The organism is Xanthobacter cornucopiae (assembly GCF_043195065.2).
Taxonomy (GTDB): Bacteria; Pseudomonadota; Alphaproteobacteria; order Rhizobiales; family Xanthobacteraceae; genus Xanthobacter.
In genome coordinates, this window is the sequence record NZ_CM195531.1 from 3,952,937 (window position 1) to 3,972,265 (window position 19,329).

Genomic DNA, 19,329 nt, shown 5'->3' on the forward strand with positions numbered 1-19,329 from the left:
CAGCGCGCCGATGCCGCAGACTCTGCCCCCGCCCGTCCCCGATCCGCTCTACGGTCTCGTCGCCAGCCTCGAGGAGCTGGTGGCGGAACGACCCGGCGAGAACGTGGGCGGCTTCGCTCCCGGCGGCAAGGTGCGCACCCACCAGTTCGGCGGCCACCGCTCCTCGTTCCGCGGGCGCGGCATGGAGTTCGACGAGGTGCGCGCCTACCAGCACGGCGACGACATCCGCACCATCGACTGGCGGGTGACCGCCCGCACCGGCAAGGCCCACACCAAGCTGTTCCAGGAGGAGCGTGAGCGGCCGGTGCTGCTGCTGGTGGACGCGCGCCGCGCCATGCGCTTCGGCACCCGCGACTGCTTCAAGTCGGTGCTGGCGGCGCGGGCGGCGGCGGTGCTCACCTGGGTCGCCATCGCCGGCGGCGACCGGGTGGGCGGAGTGGTGCTGACGCCCCTGCAACTGGCCGCCTTCCGGCCCGAGCGCAGCCGCCGGCGCATCCTGCACTTCGTCAAGGCGGTGGCGGCGGCCACGGCCGACGGCTTCGGCGACGAGGCGGAGGCGGTCGCCGCCGAGCCCGCGCTGGCGGAAGCCATCGCCCGTCTGCGCGCCGCCGCCCGGCCCGGCACCCTGGTGTTCCTGGCCAGCGACTTCGCGGATTTCGACGCCGCCGCCGCCCGCGAGCTCAACCGACTGGCACAGGCGAGCCAGGTTACCGCGGTGTTCGTGCACGATCCGCTTGAGGCGCGCTTGCCGCCGCCCGGTAGCTATCGGGTGAGCGACGGCGCGGCGGTGGCGCGGCTGGAGACCGGCCGGAGCGACCTCGCCGCCGCCTATGCGGCGCGGTTCGCGGCGCGGCGGGCGCGGATCGAGCTGTTCTGCCGCCAGCATGGCATGGCATTCGTGCCGCTCGAGACCGGGCAGGACGCCGCCGACCTGCTGCATCCCGAGCGGCTGGGAGCGGGCCGCCCTGCCCGGCGCGGGGGGCGGTAATGGCGCAGGACCTTATTCTGCCGCAGCGCCCGCCGGTGTCGCTCGATCCCGCCCGCGATCCGCTCACCGACCTGCGCGACATCCACATCCCCGATGCGGTGCCGTTCTGGCCCCCGGCGCCGGGCTGGCTCGCCGTGGCGGGGCTGGTGCTGGCGCTGGTGCTGCTCGTTGCCTTTCTCGAATGGCGGCGCCGGCAGACCCTGGCCTATCGGGCGCTGCAGGCGTTCGCGGCGGTGGCGCGCGCGGGCGACACCCGTGCCACGGGGGCCGCCGGGGCGGTGGTGATCCGCCGCATCCTGCTGAGCCGCGATCCCCATTCACCGGCGGCGGCGTTCACCGGCGAGGCCTTTGCCCGCTTCCTCGGCGCCGGGGCCAAGGGCATGCCGGAGGAGCTGGGCCGCTTCCTGGCCGTCGCGCCCTATCTGCCGCCCGGCGCGCCGGAGGCCGAGGCCATCGACTGCAAGGCGCTGGCGGCGGCGGTGCGGCGCTGGATCCGGAGCCACGCATGATCGCCTTCCAATGGCTCTGGGCCTTCCTGTTCCTGCCCCTGCCGCTGCTGGCGCGGCTGCTGCTGCCGCCGGCGCCGACCCCCCGGGCGGGGGCGCTGCGGGTGCCCTTCTTCCGGGAGCTCGCCGCCTCGGGCCTGGCCGGCGCCGGCGCCGGCGGGCGGCGGTGGTGGATGCTCGGCCTGGGCCTCGTCTGGCTGCTGCTGGTGAGCGCGGCGGCGCGGCCCACCTATGTGGGGCCGCCAGTGGCGGTGCCGGTGGAGGGGCGCGACCTGATGCTGGCGGTGGACCTCTCCGGCTCCATGTCGCGGGAGGATTTCGCCGTCCGTGGCGTGCCGGTGGACCGGCTGTCGGTGGTGAAGGCGGTGGCCGACGACTTCATCGCCCGCCGCGCCGGCGACCGGGTGGGGCTGATCCTGTTCGGCTCCCGCGCCTATGTGCAGGCGCCCCTCACCTTCGACCGCACCGTGGTGCGCGAACTGCTGGCCGCCGCCTCCATCGGCATGACCGGGCAGGAGACCGCCATCGGCGACGCCATCGGCCTCGCCATCAAGACCCTGCGCAACCGGCCCGCCGACCAGCGGGTGCTGATCCTGCTCACCGACGGCGCCAACACATCCGGCGTGCTCAACCCGCTCCAGGCGGCGGAGCTGGCGCGGCGGGAGCAGGTGAAGATCTACACCATCGGCGTCGGCGCCGACCCCCGGGCCATGGCCCCCGGCCTGGGCCTGAACCCCTTCATGGCCAACGGCCCCAGCGACCTCGACGAGGACACCCTGCGCAAGATCGCCGCGCTCACCGGCGGGCGCTACTTCCGGGCCCGTGACCTGCAGGGCCTCGCCGGCATCTATGCCGACATCGACCGGCTGGAGCCGGTGGCCGGCGACCCGCTCTATCTCAATGCCACCCAGGCTCTGTTCCAATGGCCGCTCGGCGTGGCGCTGGCGCTCAGCCTGGCGCTGGGCGTGGCCCGGCTGGTGCCCGCCGGGGCCGGGCGGGGCCGGAGGGGCGAGGCGCCGGCGGAGGAGGCTCGGCCATGATCCCCGCCGATTTCCATTTCCTGCGGCCGGCATGGCTGCTGGCGCTGGTGCCGGCGCTGCTGATCGCGCTGGCCGGCTGGCGGTCGCTGCGGGCCGGACGGGAGGACTGGCGCGGGCTGGTGGATGCCCACCTGCTGCGGCACCTCGCGGTGCGGGGCGAGGCCGGCGCCGGCCGCTGGCCGGTGGCGCTGCTGCTGGCCGGCTGGGTGCTGGCCAGCCTCGCCATGGCTGGTCCCACCTGGCGCAAGCTGCCGGCCCCGGCGCTCGACCGGCTGGACCCCACGGTGATGGTGCTCAGCCTGGGCCGCACCATGGATGCCACCGACCAGGCACCGAGCCGCCTCACCGCCGCCCGTCACAAGCTGGACGACGTGGTCGCCCGCATGCGCGGCGGCCAGGTGGGGCTGATCGTGTTCGCCGACGTGCCGTTCGTGGCGGCCCCCCTCACCGAGGATGGGCGCATCATTGCCCAGATGCTGCCGGAGCTGGCCACCGACCTGATGCCGGTGGACGCCAGCCGGCCGGACCTCGCCATCGCCAAGGCGGTGGAATTGCTGAAGGGCGCCAATGCCCGCGAGGGCCGCATCGTGCTGGTGACCGACGGCGTGGGCGACGACCCGGCCCGGACTCGCGCCGCCGCCGCGGCCGCCGCCACTGCGGGCTATCGGGTGAGCGTCATCGGCGTCGGCTCGGTCATGGGTGGAACCCGGGCGGCGCCGGACGGCGGCCTGCTGCGCGGGGCCGACGGCGCTCCGGCCCTGGCGCGCATGGACAAGGCGCGCCTGACCCAGGTGGCGGAGCAGGGCGGCGGCACGTTCGTGCCCCTGAGCGTGGACGACCGCGACCTTGACGCCATCTTCGCCGCCCCGCTGGCGGCCGGCGGCGGCAATCCGTTGCAGGACAGCGGCATGACCGCCGACCAATGGGCCGACATGGGTCCGTATCTGGCGCTGGTGCTGCTGCTGCTGGCGCCGCTGGCGTTTCGGCGCGGCCTGCTGTTCGCGCTGCCGCTGGCCCTGCTCGTGCTGCCGCCGGGCGGCGCGCGGGCGCAGGACGGCGCCGCGCCACCCGCGCCCGCCGCCATGGACACGCGCTGGAGCGATCTGTGGCGGCGGCCCGACCAGCAGGGCGCCGACGCCTATGCCGGAGGCGATTATGCCGGCGCCGCCCGCCGCTTCGAGAATCCGGAGTGGCAGGCCAGCGCCCTCTACAAGGCGGGCCGTTTCGAGGAGGCCGCCGCCGCCTTCGGCCGGGTGCCGGGCGGCGACTACAATCGCGGCAATGCGCTGGCCCGGGCCGGCCAGCTGGAACAGGCGCTGTCGGCCTATGACGCGGCGCTCAAAGCCGATCCGGCCCATGCCGACGCCCTCTTCAACCGCGACCTGGTGCAGCAATTGCTGAAGCGCCAGAAGGACGAGGAACAGAAGAAGCAGTCCGGCGGCGGGGGTCAGCAGCAGAACGACCCGAAGACGGGCGACAAGGGCCAGTCCGGCGCCGACAAGGGCGGTGAGAAGAAGACACCGTCCAAGCCGGACGCCGCGCAATCGGGCGACGCCAAAGGCCGGGACTCGAAGGGGGGCGACGCCCAATCCGGTGATCCCAAGTCCGGTGATCCCAAACCCCCTGCGCCTGCCAACCCGCCCAAGCCGAACGAGGCCAAGGCGAACGAGGCCAAGCCGACCGAGGCGAAGCCGGACCCCAAGTCGCAAGCGAAGCCGGAATCCAAGCCGGAGCCGAAGCCCGATCCCGGTCCGCCTCCGGGCGCGCCGCCGCCGCGGCCTGATCCGGCGGCGGCGCGGCCTGCCCCATCTCCGCCCGCAGCTCCGGAGCCCGGGAGGACGGCCGCGCCGCCGCCCGGAGAGGGGGCGCAGGACCAGGGGCCGCCGCCCCGGCCCGTGGCGGCTTCGCCGTCCGGGCAAAAGGACGACACGGGCGAGCCCGGCGCGGTGGCGCTGCCGTCTTCGGGGGCGCCTCTGAGCGAGCAGGACCAGAACAGCGAACAGGCGCTGCGCACGGTGCCGGACGATCCGGCCGGGCTGCTGCGCGCCCGGATTCGCGCCTATTACGGCGGCAGCGGCATGGCGGTGCAAGATGAAAACAACTAGCCGCCGGTCCGGTTCGCGTCCCGTGCTACCGGCGCTGCTGCTGGCGGCGGTGCTGGGAGGGGCCCTCGCCGGCGCCGGCCTTGCCCCCGCGCAGGCGGCCAGCCTGTCGGCGGCACCGGATCGCTTCGTGGTGACAGCGGGCGAAACCTTCGATCTGGTGCTGTCGCTCACCGATGGCGACAGCCGCGATCCACCGGACGTGAGCCCGCTGGCCCGGGATTTCGACATTGTCGACCGCCGCCGCGCCAGCCGCGCCGAGATGATCGGCGGCAAGCCCGCCCATGTCGACCAGTGGGTGATGACCTTGCTGCCCAAGCGCGTCGGCACCCTCGCGGTGCCGCCCCTGAGCGTCGGCGGGCTCACTTCGGCTCCGGTGCAGGTGCAGGTGGTGCCGGCCTCCGGACAGGCGGGGCTGGACGACGAGCCCCTGTTCGTGCGGGTCGAGGCGGCGGCGACGCCGGCCTTCGTGCAGAGCGACGTGCCGGTCACCATCCGCATCTACGACAGCATCGGCATGCGGTCGGGCTCCATGGAGCAGCCGGTCGCCGATGGTGCCACCTTCACCCCGGACGGCGGTCAGCGCTCTTATGTGAAGACCATCGGCCGGCGCCGGTACCGGGTGATCGAGCAAAGCTACCTGATGCGGCCGCAGCGGAGCGGGGTCATCACCATTCCGCCCATCACCCTCACCGCCAGCCTGCCCGGCTTCAAGGGCAGCTCCGCCGGTTCCGACATGTCGAACATGCTCGGCCGTGGCATGTTCGGCGATCTGGCGAGCCGCACCGAGACCCTGCGCTCCCGGCCGGTCTCGGTCACCGTGCAGCCGCGCCCGGCCGGCGTCAGCGGCTGGTTCCTGCCGGCGCGCGGCGTCACCCTGACCCAGGAGTGGTCGGCGCCGCCCGCCGACGCGAAGGTGGGCGATACCCTCACCCGCACGCTCACCCTGGCGGCGCGGGGTGCCGGGCCGAACCAGCTGCCGCCGCTGGAGGCGGCGCCGGTGGAAGGCCTGCGCCAATATGCCGAGGACAGCCGCTCGGATGCGACCCTGATCGACGGCGAGGGCGGGGCGGCGCTGGTCAAGAGCTTCGCGGTGGTGCCCACCCGGCCCGGCCCGGTGACGCTGCCGGCCATCGAGGTGCCATGGTGGAACCTGTCCACCAACCGCCAGGAAATGGCGGTGCTGCCGGCGGTCACGCTGAACGTGCGGCCGGGCGCCGAGACCCTGGCGCCGGCCGTCCCCATATCCGCTCCCGCCGTCGCGGCCGGCGCGCCCGCGCGGGGGCCGGACGGGGCGCCGGCCGGCGGCGGGTGGAGCCTTGCCGGCATGGTCGACCTGCTGCGCGAGCACCGGCTTGCCGCCAGCCTGCTCGCGGGGGGCGGCGCGGCCGCGCTGGCGCTGCTGGTGTGGCTGCGCCGCCGCCCCGGCGTGGCGAAACCGACAGCGGCGAATCCGACACGGCCGGCGGGCGGGCGCCGGCGGCGCGGGCCGCTTCGCCCCGTGGCGCCGGATCGCGACCGCCTGATGGCTGGGCTCAAGGCCGCCTGCCGCGCCGGCGATGCCGCGACCGCCCACGCGACCCTCGGCGGATTGTCCCGTCTTGGCGCCTTCAATCCGCCCGAGCCGGACCTGACGGCCGCGGGAGAGGCCCTGGCGCGGCATCTTTATGGCGCCGACAGCCGGCGCTGGAGCGGCGCGGCGCTGCTGGCGGCGGTGCGCCGGGCGGAGCGGCGGCAGGCGCGGGCGGCGCGCCGCGCGGCCGGGGCACGGCTGGCGCCGCTTTATCCCGAGGCCTGACGCGCGGCGGCGATGGCCTGCGTGCCCGTGCGCGCGGCTGGCGCCGTGGCGCGCGGGACGGGGAGGGTGGCGGCGGGGCTTGGCTCTCTTCGGGCATCGGGCGGCTTCCGCCTTCCCTAATACCATCGGCCCCGATCTTCGACCGGTGCCAAGTGGGTTCGCTCAAGCGCCGCGCGGGCTCGACCAAAGGCCCATGAGTCAAGCTCATGGGCCTTTGGTATAGGGCATGGCCGGATCCCGATGGACCGGATCTTGCTTGGCGCAGGGCATTGCCAAACCGCGCGCTCGCTCATTTTGCGCGCCTGCCGTGGAGCCCGCCATGCCGCTCGATCTCAATGCCGAATGGACCGACGCCGATCTCGCCAAGCTCATCGCCTCGGTGGTGGATGATCGCGACTGGCGGCTGGAGGTGAGCGCGGCCGGCGTCGTCGCGCTGTCGGACAAGACCGCCAATCCCACCGGGGCGGACTATGACCAGACCCTGCACTGCTATTTCGAGACCTGGATGGCTGGCACCGACTTCGTCGGCCCTTCGGCGGCCGGCGACAAGACGCTGGTCGGCAAGCTCGCCACCGCGCTGCGCGCCAATTATCCGACCCTGAAGGCCGATCGCTTCGTCTATGTGGATCTGTGAGCGGACGCGCTGCTCGGGCAAGGGCGCCCGCCGGGGCGGGCGCCCTTGCCGGCGTCAGCCGAGAACCATTTCGGGAACGTGGTCCGGAATGATCAGCTTGGCGGAGGTGGCGGCGAGGATATCCTCGATCGACACGCCGGGGCCGCGCTCCTGCAGCACCAGGCCGTCGTCGGTGGGCCGGATCACCGCCAATTCGGTGACGATGAGCGTCACCCGCCGGGCGGCGGTGAGCGGCAGGGTGCATTCGGGCACGATCTTGGGCTCGCCCTTGGCGGCGTGCACCATGGCGACGATCACCGCCTTGGCGCCGGCCACCAGGTCCATGGCGCCGCCCATGCCCGGCACCTTCTGGCCGGGCACCATCCAGTTGGCGAGATAGCCGCGCTCGTCCACCTGCAGGCCGCCCAGCACGGTCAGGTCGAGATGGCCGCCGCGGATGAGGCCGAAGCTCACGGAGCTGTCGATGGAGGCGGCGCCCGGCACCGCCGAGACGAAGCCGCCGCCGGCGTCGGTGAGGTAGGGGTCTTCCATGCCTTCCGGCGGGTGCGCGCCGAGGCCGATCACGCCGTTCTCGGCCTGGAAGAACACATCGGCGCCGGGAGCCAGGAAGTTGGCCACCAGACTCGGCAGGCCGATGCCCAGGTTCACCAGCATGCCGGGCCGGAGTTCCTGAGCCACGCGGGCGGCGATGATGGTCTTCGGGTTCCAGGCGGGCGCGGCCGCGGAGGTGGTCTTGTCGGTCATCACGCGGCCCTCGCCAGAAGATGGTCCACCAGCACACCGGGGGTGCGCACCTCGTCGGGCGGGATCACGCCCACCGGAACGATCACGTCCGGCTCGGCGATCACCACCTTGCCGGCGAGCGCCATGATGGGATTGAAGTTCTGCGCCGTCAGCGAATACTCGAGGTTGCCCACGTAGTCCGCCTGGCGCGCGCCGATGAGGGCGAAATCGGCGTGGATGGGGGTTTCCAGCAGGTAGCGCTTGCCCTCCACCTCGATCACCGGCTTGCCCTCTTCCACCGGGGTGCCGAGGCCGGTCGCGGTGAGGATGCCGCCGAGGCCCATGCCGGCGGCGCGGATGCGCTCCACCAGCGTGCCCTGGGGCACCAGTTCCACCGTCACCTCGCCGGAGATCATCTTCTGCTGGATCTCGGGGTTGAGGCCGATGTGGGACATGATGGCATGCTTCACCGCCCCGGCGTGCACCAGCCGGCCGATGCCCTTGTGCGGCAGGCCGGCGTCGTTGGCGATGACCGTCAGGTTCCGCGCGCCGCGTTCCACCAGGGCGTCGATGAGGCGCAGCGGGCTGCCGACGGCCATGAAGCCGCCGATCAGCACACGCGCTCCGTCCGGAATGAGGGCGGCGGCGTCCTCGGGTTTGATGGCCTTCTTCATGGAGTTTCCTCTCGTCTCGGGCGGCATGGGGAACATGCCGCCGCTCCGGTCGATCTCAGGCCGGCGCGCCGGCCGCCCGGCACCGGCTGGCGCGGGCGCTTCCGGCGGAAGCGTGACGCAGCTTCGCGCGGCCGCCGCGGTGTGGCGATGCGCCGGTCTCAGGCCGCCTGCGCCTGCTCCCGGGCCAGCAGGCGCTTGCAGGCGCGGGCGATCACCAATTCCTCATTGGTGGGGATCACCATGATCCGCGCCCGGCTGAACTCGGTGGAAATGACGCGGGCGTTGACGTCGTTCTGGTCGTGGTCGAGCTCGAGGCCGATCCAGCTCATGCCCTCGCAGATGCGGCGGCGGATCTTGCGCGAGTTCTCGCCGATGCCGCCGCAGAAGATGAGCGCGTCAAGGCCGCCGAGCGCCGCCGCCAGGCCGCCCAGCTCGCGGCGGATGCGGAACACGAAGTAGTCGATGGCCTCGTGGGCTTCCGGGGTGTCGGCCGCCTCCAGGGTCCGCATGTCGTTGGACAGGCCGGACATGCCGAGCAGGCCGCTCTTGGTGTAGAAGAGGTCGCGGACCTCGTCGATGGTCTTGCCCTCCTGCTGCACCATGTAGAAGATGACGCCCGGGTCGATCTGGCCGCAGCGGGTGCCCATGGGCAGGCCGTCGAGCGCCGTGAAGCCCATGGTGGAGGCGATGGAGCGCCCGCCCAGGATGGCGCACATGGAGGCGCCGTTGCCCAGGTGCGCCACCACCACGCGGCCGTCGTGCAGCAGCGGCGCGATCTGCTTCAGCTCGCCGGTGATGTAGTCATAGCTGAGGCCGTGGAAGCCGTAGCGGCGCACGCCCTTGTCGTAATATTCGCGCGGCAGGGCGAAGGTGTCGTTGACCTTTGGATGGGCGCGATGGAAGGCGGTGTCGAAGCAGGCCACCTGCAGCGCCTGCGGGAACGCCGCCCTGGCCGCCTCGATGCCGGCCAGATTGTGCGGCTGGTGCAGCGGCGCGAACGGAGAGAGCTCCCGCAGTTCCTGCATCACCGTCTCGGTCACCACCACCGGCTCGGAGAAGCGCGGGCCGCCGTGCACCACCCGGTGCCCCACCACCGAGGCCCTGGCCTCCGGATACTGGGCGCGCAGCACCTGCAGGGCGGTCGCCAGGGCGCCGTGGTGGTCGCGGGCGTCGGCGGCGGCCAGCTCACGGGTGACCGGCGGCGTGGCCGGCGACAGCGTGGCCTTCAGCTTCGGCTTGCCGCCGATGCTGTCGACCTGGCCCACCGCCATCAGGGTCGGCTCGGCCGGCCCCTCGGAAATGTCGTAGAGCGAGAATTTGAGCGACGACGAGCCGGCGTTCAGGGTGAGGGTGACGGGGCGTGCCATGGTCAGAGCACCTCCGCCTTGGCCGCCTCGGCCGCCACCCGGGCCTGATGCACCACGGCCACCGCGCAGGAGGCGAGGCGGGCCTTCTCGCCATCGGCGCGCGAGGTGAGGATGATCGGCACCTTGGCGCCCATCACCAGGCCGGCGGCCTCGGCGTGGGAGATGAAGGTGAGCTGCTTGGCCAGCATGTTGCCGGCGTCGAGGTCCGGCACCACCAGCACCTCGGCCCGCCCGGCCACCGGCGAGCGGATGCCCTTGATGCGGGCGGCGGCGATGTCCACCGCATTGTCCATGGCCAGCGGCCCGTCCACCAGGCCGCCGGTGATCTGGCCGCGCTCGGCCATCTTGGACAGCAGCGCCGCGTCCACGGACGAGGCGATGGCCGGGTTCACCGTCTCCACCGCCGACAGCACGCCCACCTTGGGCACATCGATGCCCAGCGACAGCGCCAGGTCGATGGCGTTCTGGACGATGTCCACCTTGGTGAGCAGGTCGGGGGCGATGTTGATCGCCGCGTCGGTCACCAGCAGGGGATGGGCGAGCCCCGGCACGTCCATGACGAAGATATGGGTGAAGCGCCGGCCGATGCGGAGGCCGCGCTCCTTGCGCAAAGCCGCCTTCAGCAGCTCGTCGGTGTGCAGGTGGCCCTTCATGAGGGCCTGGGCGCGACCGTCGGCCACCACGTCCACCGCGGTGTTGGCGGCGGCGGGGTGTTCCGGCCGGTCGATGATCTCGATGCCTTCGAGGCTGAGGCCCAGGGTCTTGGCCGCGGCCTCGATCTTGCGGGCGCTGCCCACCAGGATCGGGGTGATGAGCTTCTCCCGCGCCGCCAGCAGGGCGCCGCCCAGCGAGGCGGGCTCTTCCGGCGCCACCACCGCCACCGAGAGCGGGGGCAGCGCCTCCGCCCGCGCCAGCAGCGCGTCGAAATGGCGGTGGCTCTGCACGATCAGGCCGGGGAGTTCCTGCTCCTCATAGGTGAACTTCTGCCGCGGGGCCTCCACCACCGCCTCGCCCTCCAGCAGCAGCTGGCCGTCCGACACCCGTCGCACCTCGGTGGCGAGACGGACCGAGCCGTCCTCGGCTTTTTCGAGCACGCTCACCTTGGCGTTCAGCTCGTCGCCGGCCGAGGCCCGGGCGTGGAAGCGGAACAGCTGGGTGCGATAGAGGGTGCCGGGCCCTGGCAGCACGTTGCCAAGCACCGCCGAGATCAGCGAGCCGACCCACATGGAGGGGGCCACCACCACGTCTTCCTTGCCGTCGCCGTCCAGGTCCTGGTTCGGCAGGTGCATGGGGTTGTGGTTGCCGGAGACGTTGGCGAAGACGATCAGGTCGTCGGTGGTGCAGACGCGCCGCAGCTCGGCGGCATCGCCCGGCTTGAGCTCGTCGAAGGTCTTGTTTTCGCGCATCATGCGGTGGGACCTTACCTCTGGAAAATCACGAAAGGAAGGGCGGCTCACGTCCCGCCGCTGCGGCGGGAGGGTGGGGCGCGCTCAGCCGATGATGGAGTAGCCGCCGTCGATGAGGTGCACGCCGCCGGTCACGTTGGCGGCCTCGCGGCTGGCGAGGAAGGCGGCGTAGGCGCCCACGTCCTCGATGGTGGCGAGCAGGTGGGTGGGCGCGCGTTCGGCGGCGAGCTCCAGCAGTTCGTCGAACTCGGCGATGCCGGAGGCGGCGCGGGTCTTGAGCGGTCCGGGCGAAAGGGCGTGGACGGAAATGCGCTTCTCGCCCAGTTCCGCCGCCACGTAGCGCACCGAGGCCTCCAGCGCCGCTTTCACCGGGCCCATGATGTTGTAATTTTCAACGACCTTCTCGGAGCCGTAGAAGGACACGGTCATGCAGGTGCCGCCGGCGCGCATCAGTGGCTCGGCGCGGCGCACCATGCGCAGGAAGGAATGGACCGACACGTCCATGGCCATGGCGAAGCCCTCGCGCGAGGAGTCCACCACCCGCCCGTGCAGGTCGTCCCGCGGGCAGTAGGCGATGGAATGCAGCACCGTGTCGAGCCGGCCCCACTTCTCGGCGATGGCGGCGTAGACGGCGTCGAGCTGGGTGTCGTCGGTCACGTCGAGGGGCAGGATCAGCTCCGCCCCCAGCGCCTCCGCCAGCGGCCGCACATGCGGTTCGGCCCGGGCGTTGAGGTAGGTGATGGCAAGATCGGCGCCCTGCTCGCGGAATGCCCTCGCGCACCCCCAGGCGATGGACTGATCGTTCGCCACGCCCACCACCAGTGCCTTCTGACCCGCCAGTGAAAACATGTAGAACCCCCTCTTCGTCGCTGCGCGCCGCCTGAACGCCTAGACGAAATCGGCTGCAAATGGATGACGGCGGTGCAGCAAGCGCAAGTGCGGAATTGTGCTTAGCACAATGGTGGTGAAAACCTTCACGTTCCGCAACCGCGAACCCGCGGGCCGGGAAAAATCCGGCGGAAAACCGGGGCCGGGGCGGCGTCACCGGCGCGGGTGTCCGGCGGGCCTTGCCGCATGATCGTCCTTCCCTTAAAAAAGCGAGCGCTCGCTCAGAAAAATAAGTGGCGAGCGCGACAATGCGCGGGAGGTGACCATGGGGTTTCAGGTATCGCTGGACGGGCGCGCGGTGCTTGTCACCGGCGCGTCGCAGGGGCTCGGCGCCTTCTTCGCCGGACAATTGGCGGCGGCGGGGGCGAAGGTGGCGCTCGGCGCGCGCAAGGTGGAGGCCTGCGCCGGCCTCGCCGACGGCATCGTCGCTGCCGGCGGCGTCGCCCTGCCGCTGGCCATCGACGTGACCGATGCGCGTTCGGTGGCGGCGGCCGTCGCCGCGGTGGGCGAGGCCTGGGGCCGGCTCGACGTGCTGGTCAACAATGCCGGCGTCACCGCCACCGTGCCCCTCCTCGACACGCGCGAGGAGGATTGGGACCGCGTCGTCGACACCAATCTCAAGGGCGCCTTCCTCACCGCCCAGGCGGCGGCGCGGCGGATGGCGCAGGACAAGGGCGGCGGGGTGATCGTCAACGTGGCCTCGATCCTCGGCCACCGGGTGGCGGGGCAGGTGGCGGCCTATGCCGCCTCGAAAGCCGGCCTGGTGCAGCTGACCCGCTCCATGGCGCTGGAATGGGCGCGCCACGGCATCCGCGCCAATGCCCTGTGCCCCGGCTATGTGGAAACCGACATCAATCGCGATTTCTTCGCCACCGAGGCCGGCCAGGCCCTGGTGCGGCGCATTCCGAACCGCCGCCTGGGCCGGCTGGAGGACCTTGCCGGGCCGCTGCTGTTCCTGTGTTCGGAGGCCTCGGGCTATATGAACGGCGCCTCCCTGGTGGTGGATGGCGGACACCTCGTGTCCTCGCTCTGAACCGGACCGGCCGCCCCGCGCGCGTCCGGCGCGCGGGGGCACGCGAGCACCGGCATGTGAGCACAGGGGTGGCGGATCGCTGCACCGGCTCCAGTTTTATTTCGCGGTGCAAGATCATTTCGCGCCGCAATAAGATCTTCCGCGACGCGCTCGGGCTTGACGTTGCGTCTGTGTCGCCCTTGATACTTTAGTTGCGCGATTCCGCGCGCAACGACGATCCGCCGCAGAGTGGACGTCCCGGAGGAAATCTGATGCGCATCGCCGCCACTGCCCTGGCGCTCGCCGCCGTCCTCGGCCTGTCCGCTTCCGCCTCTGCCCAGGGCCAGCCCGGCCAGGGTTATCCCACGCGTCCCATCACGGTCATCGTGCCGTTCTCGGCCGGCGGTCCCACCGACACGGTGGCGCGGCTGGTGGCCGAATCCATGACCAAGACCCTCGGCCAGCAGGTGCTGGTGGAGAATGTGGGCGGCGCCGGCGGCACCCGCGGCGCGGGGCAGGTGGCGAAGGCATCCCCCGACGGCTACACCGTGCTGCTGCACCACATCGGCCAGGCCACCTCCGCCAGCCTCTACCGCAAGCTGCCCTACAATCCCGCCACCGACTTCGAGGCCGCGGGCCTCATCACCGCCGTGCCCATGACCGTGATCGCGCGCAAGGACCTGCCGCCCAAGTCCATGGCGGAGGTGGTGGACTATGTGAAAGCCAACAAGGAGAAGGTCACCTACGGCAACGCCGGGGTGGGCTCGGCCTCGCACCTGTGCGGCATGCTGTTCATGTCGGCGCTGGACACGCCCATGACGACGGTGCCCTACCAGGGCACGGGCCCGGCCATGAACGACCTGGTGGGCGGGCAGATCGACCTGCTGTGCGACCAGACCACCAACACCACCGGCCAGATCAGGGGCGGCAAGGTGAAGGCCTATGGCGTCACCACCTCGGAGCGGGTGAAGTCGCTGCCCGACCTGCCGACCCTCCAGGAAAGCGGCCTCAAGGGCTTCGAGGTCGCTGTGTGGCACGGCCTGTACGCGCCGAAGGGCACGCCGAAGGCGGTGGTGGACCGGCTCAACGCCGCCCTCGACGCCGCCCTGGAGGACCCGAAGGTGGTGGCCCGCTTCGCCGACCTCGGCACCGAGCCGGAGCCCCGGGACCGGCGCAGCCCCGCCTTCCACCAGCAGTTCCTGCAAGGCGAGATCGCCAAATGGAAGCCGGTGATCGAGAGGGCCGGGGTGTTCGCCGACTGAGCCGCCGCCCGCGACCCGCGGCGGGGCGCAGGTGCCGGCGCTCCGCCTCCTGGAAGGCTTCTATGGTGCCGGGGGCATCCGCAGGGTCTTGATCCGCAAGTCTTCAATCGCGCCGGTGGGGTCAGGCCAGGTCAGGTCAGGCCGGGGCCAGGGCCGCCGGCCCCAAGGGGGGAGCCATGGGCTTCATCCGCAATCCCAAGGACGTGTTCGCCGGGCTGCTGTTCATCGCCCTGGCGCTGCTGTTCGCGGCGCAGACGCGCGACCTCGCCATGGGCACGGCGGTGCGCATGGGGCCGGGCTATTTCCCGCTGCTGCTGTCGGGCCTGCTGGGCGGGCTGGGGCTGGCGGTGCTGGTGAATGGCCTGCGGTTCCCCGGCGAGATGCCGGGCGCCGTCGCCTGGCGGGCGCTGGCGGTGCTCACGGTGGCGGTGGTGTTCTTCGGCGCCGCCGTGCGGCCGCTCGGCTTCGTGCCCACGCTGGCGGTCTCGGTGTTCCTCTCGGCCATCGCCAGCCGCCTGTTCCGGCCGGGCGCGGCGGCGCTCATCACCGGCGCCATGGTGGTGTTCGCCTGGATCGTGTTCATCAAGGGCCTCGGCCTGCCGCTGGCCCTCGTCGGCCCGTGGCTCGGCGGCTATTGAGGAGGCGGGTCCATGGAGCTCCTCGACAATCTGGCGCTCGGCTTCTCCGTCGCTCTGTCGGTCCAGAATCTGGTGTATTGCTTCATCGGCGTGCTGCTGGGCACCCTCATCGGCGTGCTGCCGGGGCTCGGGCCCATCGCCACCATCGCCATGCTGCTGCCCATCACCTTCGGCCTGCCGCCGGTCAGCGCCCTCATCATGCTGGCGGGTATCTATTACGGCGCGCAGTACGGCGGTTCCACCACCGCCATCCTCATCAACCTGCCGGGCGAATCGTCGTCCGTGGTCACCGCCATCGACGGCCACCAGATGGCCCGCAAGGGGCGGGCGGGGGCGGCGCTGGCCACCGCCGCGCTCGGCTCCTTCTTCGCCGGCACGGTGGCCACCTTCCTGCTCGCGGTGTTCGCGCCGCCGCTGGCCGACCTGGCGCTGAGCTTCGGGCCGGCGGAATACTTCTCGCTGATGGTGCTGGGTCTGGTGGCTTCGGTGACGCTGGCGTCGGGCTCGGTGGTCAAGGCGCTGGCGATGATCGTGCTCGGCCTGCTGCTGGGCCTGTCCGGGCAGGACATCTACACCGGCGTGCCGCGCTTCACCTTCGACCTGCCGGACCTCGCCGACGGCTTCGACTTCGTGGCCCTGGCCATGGGGATGTTCGGGCTCGGCGAGATCATCCGCAACCTGGAGGACGAGCACTCCCGGTCCCGGGTGGCGGCCAAGGTGAAGGGGCTGATGCTGACCCGGGAGGATTTCAGGCGCATTGTCGGACCGGTGCTGCGGGGCACGGCGCTGGGCTCGTTCCTGGGCATCCTGCCGGGCGGCGGGGCGATGCTGTCCTCGTTCGCCGCTTATTCCATCGAGAAGAAGATCTCCCGGACGCCGCAGGAGTTCGGCCGTGGCGCCATCGCCGGCGTCGCCGGGCCGGAAAGCGCCAACAACGCCGGCGCCCAGACCTCCTTCATCCCCATGCTGACCCTCGGCATTCCCTCCAATCCGGTGATGGCGCTGATGATCGGCGCGCTCATCATCCAGGGCATCACGCCGGGGCCGAACGTGGTCACCGAGAAGCCGGACCTGTTCTGGGGCGTCATCGCCTCCATGTGGATCGGCAACTTCATGCTGGTGCTCTTGAACCTGCCGCTGATCGGCATCTGGGTGCGGCTGCTGACGGTGCCGTACCACCTGATGTTTCCGGTCATCGTCGCCTTCTGCTGCATCGGCGTCTTCAGCGTGAACAACAATCCGGTGGACGTCTACACCATGGCGTTGTTCGGCGTGCTCGGCTACGCGCTGGTGAAGCTCGACTGCGAGCCGGCGCCACTGCTGCTGGGCTTCGTCATCGGCCCCATGCTGGAGGAATACCTGCGCCGGGCGATGCTGATCTCCCGGGGCGACCCCAGCGTGTTCGTGACCCGGCCGATCTCGGCGGCGCTGCTGCTCCTGGCGCTGGCGGCGCTGGTGGTGGTGCTTCTGCCCAGCGTGCGGAAAACCCGCGAGGAGGCGTTCAAGGAATAGGGGCACCCGCCCCCCGCGCCGGCGCGGGGCGGGACTTATCCCCAGGCCGGGGCGTTTTTCTGCGGCAGGGGGGTTGCCAGCCTCCGGGGCGTTTGTTACATCGGCCTCCTCTTCCGGGGGACACCTTGGAACGGGCGCATAGCTCAGTTGGTAGAGCAGCTGACTCTTAATCAGCGGGTCCTAGGTTCGAGCCCTAGTGCGCCCACCACTTCAAGTCCTGTTAAGACGAGCGCTTGAAGCGCGGATGTCAGGACCTGACACGTTACACCAGATATTGGCCGTATCGACGCCGGAGTCTCCGGTGGCTGGGCACGTCAGGCGCCTTCGTTTGGTGTGTCCATGATGAGCGCCATCTGATTGCTTCGGGTGCGCAGAGATGCCCGCCTGGCGATGGCCTCGGCGCCGCCGCATCATGCCTGCCCCAAGCCGAAGGCCCATGCGGTGGCCGCAATTCCGATCCCCCAAGGTCGCGCGGGACCTTCGGTCAATCCGCGGGACCGGACGGTGGATGGTGAGGACGGGCAAGACCCGCCCACGGACGCTGCTGTGCCGGCAAAGAATAGAGCGTTTTATACTTCCATCTGCTGTTCTACCGCAGCGGAAACATTGCCCAACGCAAGCCCCAGGACAGCTCCGCGCCCTACCTGAATAGCAGGCTGGGGTGGCAATTATGAATTTTTCGATCAAGACGACGTTAATCGCGCTCTTCTCCGTGAGTGCTGCAATCCTGGCAGCGATCAGCATTACATCCCTTATCTCCGCCTATGATCGAAATCAGAGCGCCGACGATGCCGTGAACTACGTGCTCGCGGACCAAGCCTTGTTCGGCGCCTCTTCCGCCTATCGGATCGAACGGGCGGACGCAGGCTCGGTGTTGTTGCTGGCCGGGGACAAGGCCCAGCCGGTGGTCGCCAAGATGATGGAACGTCGTGCCATCGTGGACAAGGGCCTCGCCGATGCCATCGTCGAGCTCAACGACCTGGGCCAGCCGGCTGCCAATGCGGTTGCGGCGAGCCTGCGTACCGTCGCTTCCGCCATCCAGCGCCAGCGCTCCGACGTGGACGCCGCCCTTCAGCTGCCGGTGGGCGCCCGCGACGCCAAGCTCGGCGACCGGGTCATTGCGGAGTCCGTGTCCATCCTGAGCCAGTTCGATCAGGCCACCACCGAAGTCGAGCGCGAGATCCGCAGCCTTGCTCCCAGCCTGCTGCGCTTCATCGTGTTGCGCGCCGCCTCCGGCAACGCACGGGTCGCGGCCGGCGAAGGGTCCCGCATCATCAGTGCGGCTCTGCGCACCAAGACGCCGTTCTCTCCTGCCAACAGTCTGGCCGTCGCCGTCCAGAACGCGAAGACTCAGGCCGCGTGGAGCGAAGTGCAGTCCTTGGCCGACGGAGGCGACATCCCGGCCACTCTGAAGGCCGCCATCGCCAGCGCCGAGCAGATCTATTTCGCAGGCGAAGCCGCGGCGCTGCGGCAGAGGCTGACCGATGAGCTCTCCGCCGGCACCGTGCCCGATATCGACACCGAGCTCTGGCGCGCCAAGTCCATCGCCGCCTTGGAGAAGCTTGCCGGCGTGAGTCTCGCGGTCATGGACAGCCTCGCCGCCGAGGCCGACAGCATCTCTTCCCATGCGTGGTACCTGCTGCTGTCCTACGCGGCCCTGCTGGCGCTGACGCTGGCGGTCGGCCTGGTGGGCCTGCTCGTCGTCATCTACCGGGTGGCCCGGCCCATCTCCCATCTCACGCTGGCCATGGAGGACCTGGCCGGCGGTCGCCTCTCCATCGAGATCCCCAACACCCACCGGCGCGACGAGATCGGCGGCATGGCCAAGGCGCTGCTCGTGTTCAAGGACGAGATGGCCCGCAACGCCGCGCTGGAGGCAGAGGCCGGCGTCGCCCGCCAGAGGGCCGAGGCCGAGCGCCGCGAGAGCATGACGGCCCTGGCCGGCGCGTTCGAGAACGTGGTCGGCGGCATCATCGGCGGCGTCGCCGCCGCCGCTGGCCAGCTGCACGGCACCGCCCGCGCCATGACGCAGGCGGCGCGGCGCACCTCGGAGCAATCCACCGCCGTCGCCGCCGCCGCCGAGCAGGCCTCCGCCAACGTGGTGATGGTCGCCTCCTCGGCGGAGGAGCTGGGGTCGTCGGTGGATGAGATCGGCCGGCAGGTCCAGCAGTCCGCCCAGATGTCCCACGTGGCGGTCGCGGAGGCGGAGAAGACCGGTAAGGTGATGCAGGATCTGGCCCAGGCTGCCGCCCGCATCGGCGATGTCGTGGGGCTCATTTCCAGCATTGCCGGGCAGACCAACCTGCTCGCCCTTAACGCCACTATCGAGGCCGCCCGCGCCGGCGATGCCGGCAAGGGCTTCGCGGTGGTCGCCTCCGAAGTCAAGGCGCTCGCTACCCAGACGGCCAAGGCGACCGAGGAGATCGAGAGCCAGATCAGCGCCATCCAGTCCAGCACCCGGCATGCGGTTCAGGTCATCGAGACCGTGGGCACCCAGATCCGCAACATGAGCGACGTCGCCTCCAGCATCTCCGCCGCGGTGGAGGAGCAGGGGGTGGCGACCCGCGAGATCGCCCGCAACGTCGATCAGGCCGCCACCGGAACCCATACGGTGAGCGCGCACATCGCCAAGGTGGCCCAGACCGCCGACGAGACCGGCGATTCCGCCGGCCATGTGCTCTCCGCCGCCGCCGCCCTGTCCGACCAGGCGGCGCGGCTCGAAGCCGAGATGCAGCGCTTCCTGCAGACTATCCGCAGCGCGTGAGGGCCGGGGGCTGGC

At 71.2% G+C, this 19,329-nt stretch carries 16 protein-coding genes and 1 tRNA gene; 12 read left to right on the top strand and 5 right to left on the bottom strand.

The features are described 5' to 3' along the window. Positions 1-10 precede the first annotated feature (10 nt). From V5F53_RS17370 to V5F53_RS17395, 6 genes are all read left to right on the top strand, one after another. On the top strand, positions 11-988 hold the full coding sequence (locus tag V5F53_RS17370; protein WP_393996142.1) for a DUF58 domain-containing protein: 978 nt from the start codon (positions 11-13) through the stop codon (positions 986-988). After that, positions 988-1,497, top strand: a complete 510-nt coding sequence (locus V5F53_RS17375; RefSeq protein ID WP_393996141.1) for a DUF4381 domain-containing protein — start codon at positions 988-990, stop codon at positions 1,495-1,497. The genes V5F53_RS17370 and V5F53_RS17375 overlap by 1 nt, the downstream gene beginning before the upstream one ends. Next, entirely contained in the window at positions 1,494-2,534 is a 1,041-nt protein-coding gene (locus V5F53_RS17380; protein WP_393996140.1) for a vWA domain-containing protein, read from the top strand. Before V5F53_RS17375 ends, V5F53_RS17380 begins: the two co-directional genes overlap by 4 nt. Next, positions 2,531-4,639, top strand: a complete 2,109-nt coding sequence (locus V5F53_RS17385) for a VWA domain-containing protein (RefSeq protein WP_393996139.1) — start codon at positions 2,531-2,533, stop codon at positions 4,637-4,639. Before V5F53_RS17380 ends, V5F53_RS17385 begins: the two co-directional genes overlap by 4 nt. Beyond that, positions 4,626-6,434 (top strand): BatD family protein, encoded by a 1,809-nt coding sequence (locus tag V5F53_RS17390; protein WP_393996138.1) that lies wholly within the window; start codon positions 4,626-4,628, stop codon positions 6,432-6,434. The genes V5F53_RS17385 and V5F53_RS17390 overlap by 14 nt, the downstream gene beginning before the upstream one ends. 319 nt (positions 6,435-6,753) lie before the next feature. Next, positions 6,754-7,068: a hypothetical protein gene (locus tag V5F53_RS17395; protein ID WP_393996137.1), complete on the top strand. Its 315-nt coding sequence runs from the start codon at positions 6,754-6,756 to the stop codon at positions 7,066-7,068. 54 nt (positions 7,069-7,122) lie between these two features. Here V5F53_RS17395 and V5F53_RS17400 read toward each other — a convergent pair whose 3' ends face one another. The 5 genes from V5F53_RS17400 to fabI form a co-directional block, all read right to left on the bottom strand. Continuing rightward, a complete protein-coding gene (locus V5F53_RS17400) occupies positions 7,123-7,812 on the bottom strand; it encodes a 3-oxoacid CoA-transferase subunit B (protein WP_393996136.1) in 690 nt (229 codons plus the stop codon). After that, positions 7,812-8,465, bottom strand: coding sequence for a CoA transferase subunit A (locus V5F53_RS17405; protein WP_393996135.1), 654 nt, complete (start codon positions 8,463-8,465; stop codon positions 7,812-7,814). Before V5F53_RS17405 ends, V5F53_RS17400 begins: the two co-directional genes overlap by 1 nt. 158 nt (positions 8,466-8,623) lie before the next feature. Beyond that, positions 8,624-9,832 (bottom strand): acetate/propionate family kinase, encoded by a 1,209-nt coding sequence (locus tag V5F53_RS17410; protein WP_393996134.1) that lies wholly within the window; start codon positions 9,830-9,832, stop codon positions 8,624-8,626. Between the two features lie 2 nt (positions 9,833-9,834). Beyond that, the gene (locus V5F53_RS17415) at positions 9,835-11,238 is read right to left on the bottom strand and encodes a bifunctional enoyl-CoA hydratase/phosphate acetyltransferase (protein ID WP_509213015.1); all 1,404 of its coding nucleotides are present in this window, start codon (positions 11,236-11,238) and stop codon (positions 9,835-9,837) included. 84 nt (positions 11,239-11,322) lie between these two features. Then, complete coding sequence (gene fabI, locus V5F53_RS17420; RefSeq protein WP_393996132.1) at positions 11,323-12,087, bottom strand: enoyl-ACP reductase FabI; 765 nt, start codon at positions 12,085-12,087, stop codon at positions 11,323-11,325. A 304-nt stretch (positions 12,088-12,391) separates the two neighbouring features. Between fabI and V5F53_RS17425 the strand changes: the two genes are divergently transcribed. The 6 genes from V5F53_RS17425 (at position 12,392) to V5F53_RS17450 (ending at position 19,314) form a co-directional block, all read left to right on the top strand. Then, complete coding sequence (locus V5F53_RS17425; protein WP_393996131.1) at positions 12,392-13,159, top strand: SDR family NAD(P)-dependent oxidoreductase; 768 nt, start codon at positions 12,392-12,394, stop codon at positions 13,157-13,159. 251 nt (positions 13,160-13,410) lie between these two features. Beyond that, a complete protein-coding gene (locus V5F53_RS17430; protein WP_393996130.1) occupies positions 13,411-14,400 on the top strand; it encodes a tripartite tricarboxylate transporter substrate binding protein BugD in 990 nt (329 codons plus the stop codon). Between the two features lie 176 nt (positions 14,401-14,576). After that, positions 14,577-15,038, top strand: a complete 462-nt coding sequence (locus tag V5F53_RS17435) for a tripartite tricarboxylate transporter TctB family protein (RefSeq protein ID WP_393996129.1) — start codon at positions 14,577-14,579, stop codon at positions 15,036-15,038. A gap of 12 nt (positions 15,039-15,050) precedes the next feature. Further along, a complete protein-coding gene (locus V5F53_RS17440; protein WP_393996128.1) occupies positions 15,051-16,550 on the top strand; it encodes a tripartite tricarboxylate transporter permease in 1,500 nt (499 codons plus the stop codon). 132 nt (positions 16,551-16,682) lie between these two features. Next, positions 16,683-16,758, top strand: a tRNA-Lys gene (locus tag V5F53_RS17445). Positions 16,759-17,343: 585 nt separating this feature from the next. Then, positions 17,344-19,314 (top strand): methyl-accepting chemotaxis protein, encoded by a 1,971-nt coding sequence (locus tag V5F53_RS17450; RefSeq protein ID WP_509212538.1) that lies wholly within the window; start codon positions 17,344-17,346, stop codon positions 19,312-19,314. The last annotated feature ends 15 nt before the right edge of the window (positions 19,315-19,329 follow it).

Coding starts and splice junctions, on each gene's coding strand:
- V5F53_RS17375 (WP_393996141.1), top strand. CDS start 988: ATGGCGCAGGACCTTATTCTGCCGCAGCGCCCGCCGGTGTCGCTCGAT.
- V5F53_RS17430 (WP_393996130.1), top strand. CDS start 13,411: ATGCGCATCGCCGCCACTGCCCTGGCGCTCGCCGCCGTCCTCGGCCTG.
- fabI (WP_393996132.1), bottom strand. CDS start 12,087: ATGTTTTCACTGGCGGGTCAGAAGGCACTGGTGGTGGGCGTGGCGAAC.
- V5F53_RS17385 (WP_393996139.1), top strand. CDS start 2,531: ATGATCCCCGCCGATTTCCATTTCCTGCGGCCGGCATGGCTGCTGGCG.
- V5F53_RS17370 (WP_393996142.1), top strand. CDS start 11: ATGCCGCAGACTCTGCCCCCGCCCGTCCCCGATCCGCTCTACGGTCTC.
- V5F53_RS17400 (WP_393996136.1), bottom strand. CDS start 7,812: ATGACCGACAAGACCACCTCCGCGGCCGCGCCCGCCTGGAACCCGAAG.
- V5F53_RS17380 (WP_393996140.1), top strand. CDS start 1,494: ATGATCGCCTTCCAATGGCTCTGGGCCTTCCTGTTCCTGCCCCTGCCG.
- V5F53_RS17390 (WP_393996138.1), top strand. CDS start 4,626: ATGAAAACAACTAGCCGCCGGTCCGGTTCGCGTCCCGTGCTACCGGCG.
- V5F53_RS17410 (WP_393996134.1), bottom strand. CDS start 9,832: ATGGCACGCCCCGTCACCCTCACCCTGAACGCCGGCTCGTCGTCGCTC.
- V5F53_RS17425 (WP_393996131.1), top strand. CDS start 12,392: ATGGGGTTTCAGGTATCGCTGGACGGGCGCGCGGTGCTTGTCACCGGC.
- V5F53_RS17405 (WP_393996135.1), bottom strand. CDS start 8,465: ATGAAGAAGGCCATCAAACCCGAGGACGCCGCCGCCCTCATTCCGGAC.
- V5F53_RS17440 (WP_393996128.1), top strand. CDS start 15,051: ATGGAGCTCCTCGACAATCTGGCGCTCGGCTTCTCCGTCGCTCTGTCG.
- V5F53_RS17435 (WP_393996129.1), top strand. CDS start 14,577: ATGGGCTTCATCCGCAATCCCAAGGACGTGTTCGCCGGGCTGCTGTTC.
- V5F53_RS17415 (WP_509213015.1), bottom strand. CDS start 11,238: ATGCGCGAAAACAAGACCTTCGACGAGCTCAAGCCGGGCGATGCCGCC.
- V5F53_RS17395 (WP_393996137.1), top strand. CDS start 6,754: ATGCCGCTCGATCTCAATGCCGAATGGACCGACGCCGATCTCGCCAAG.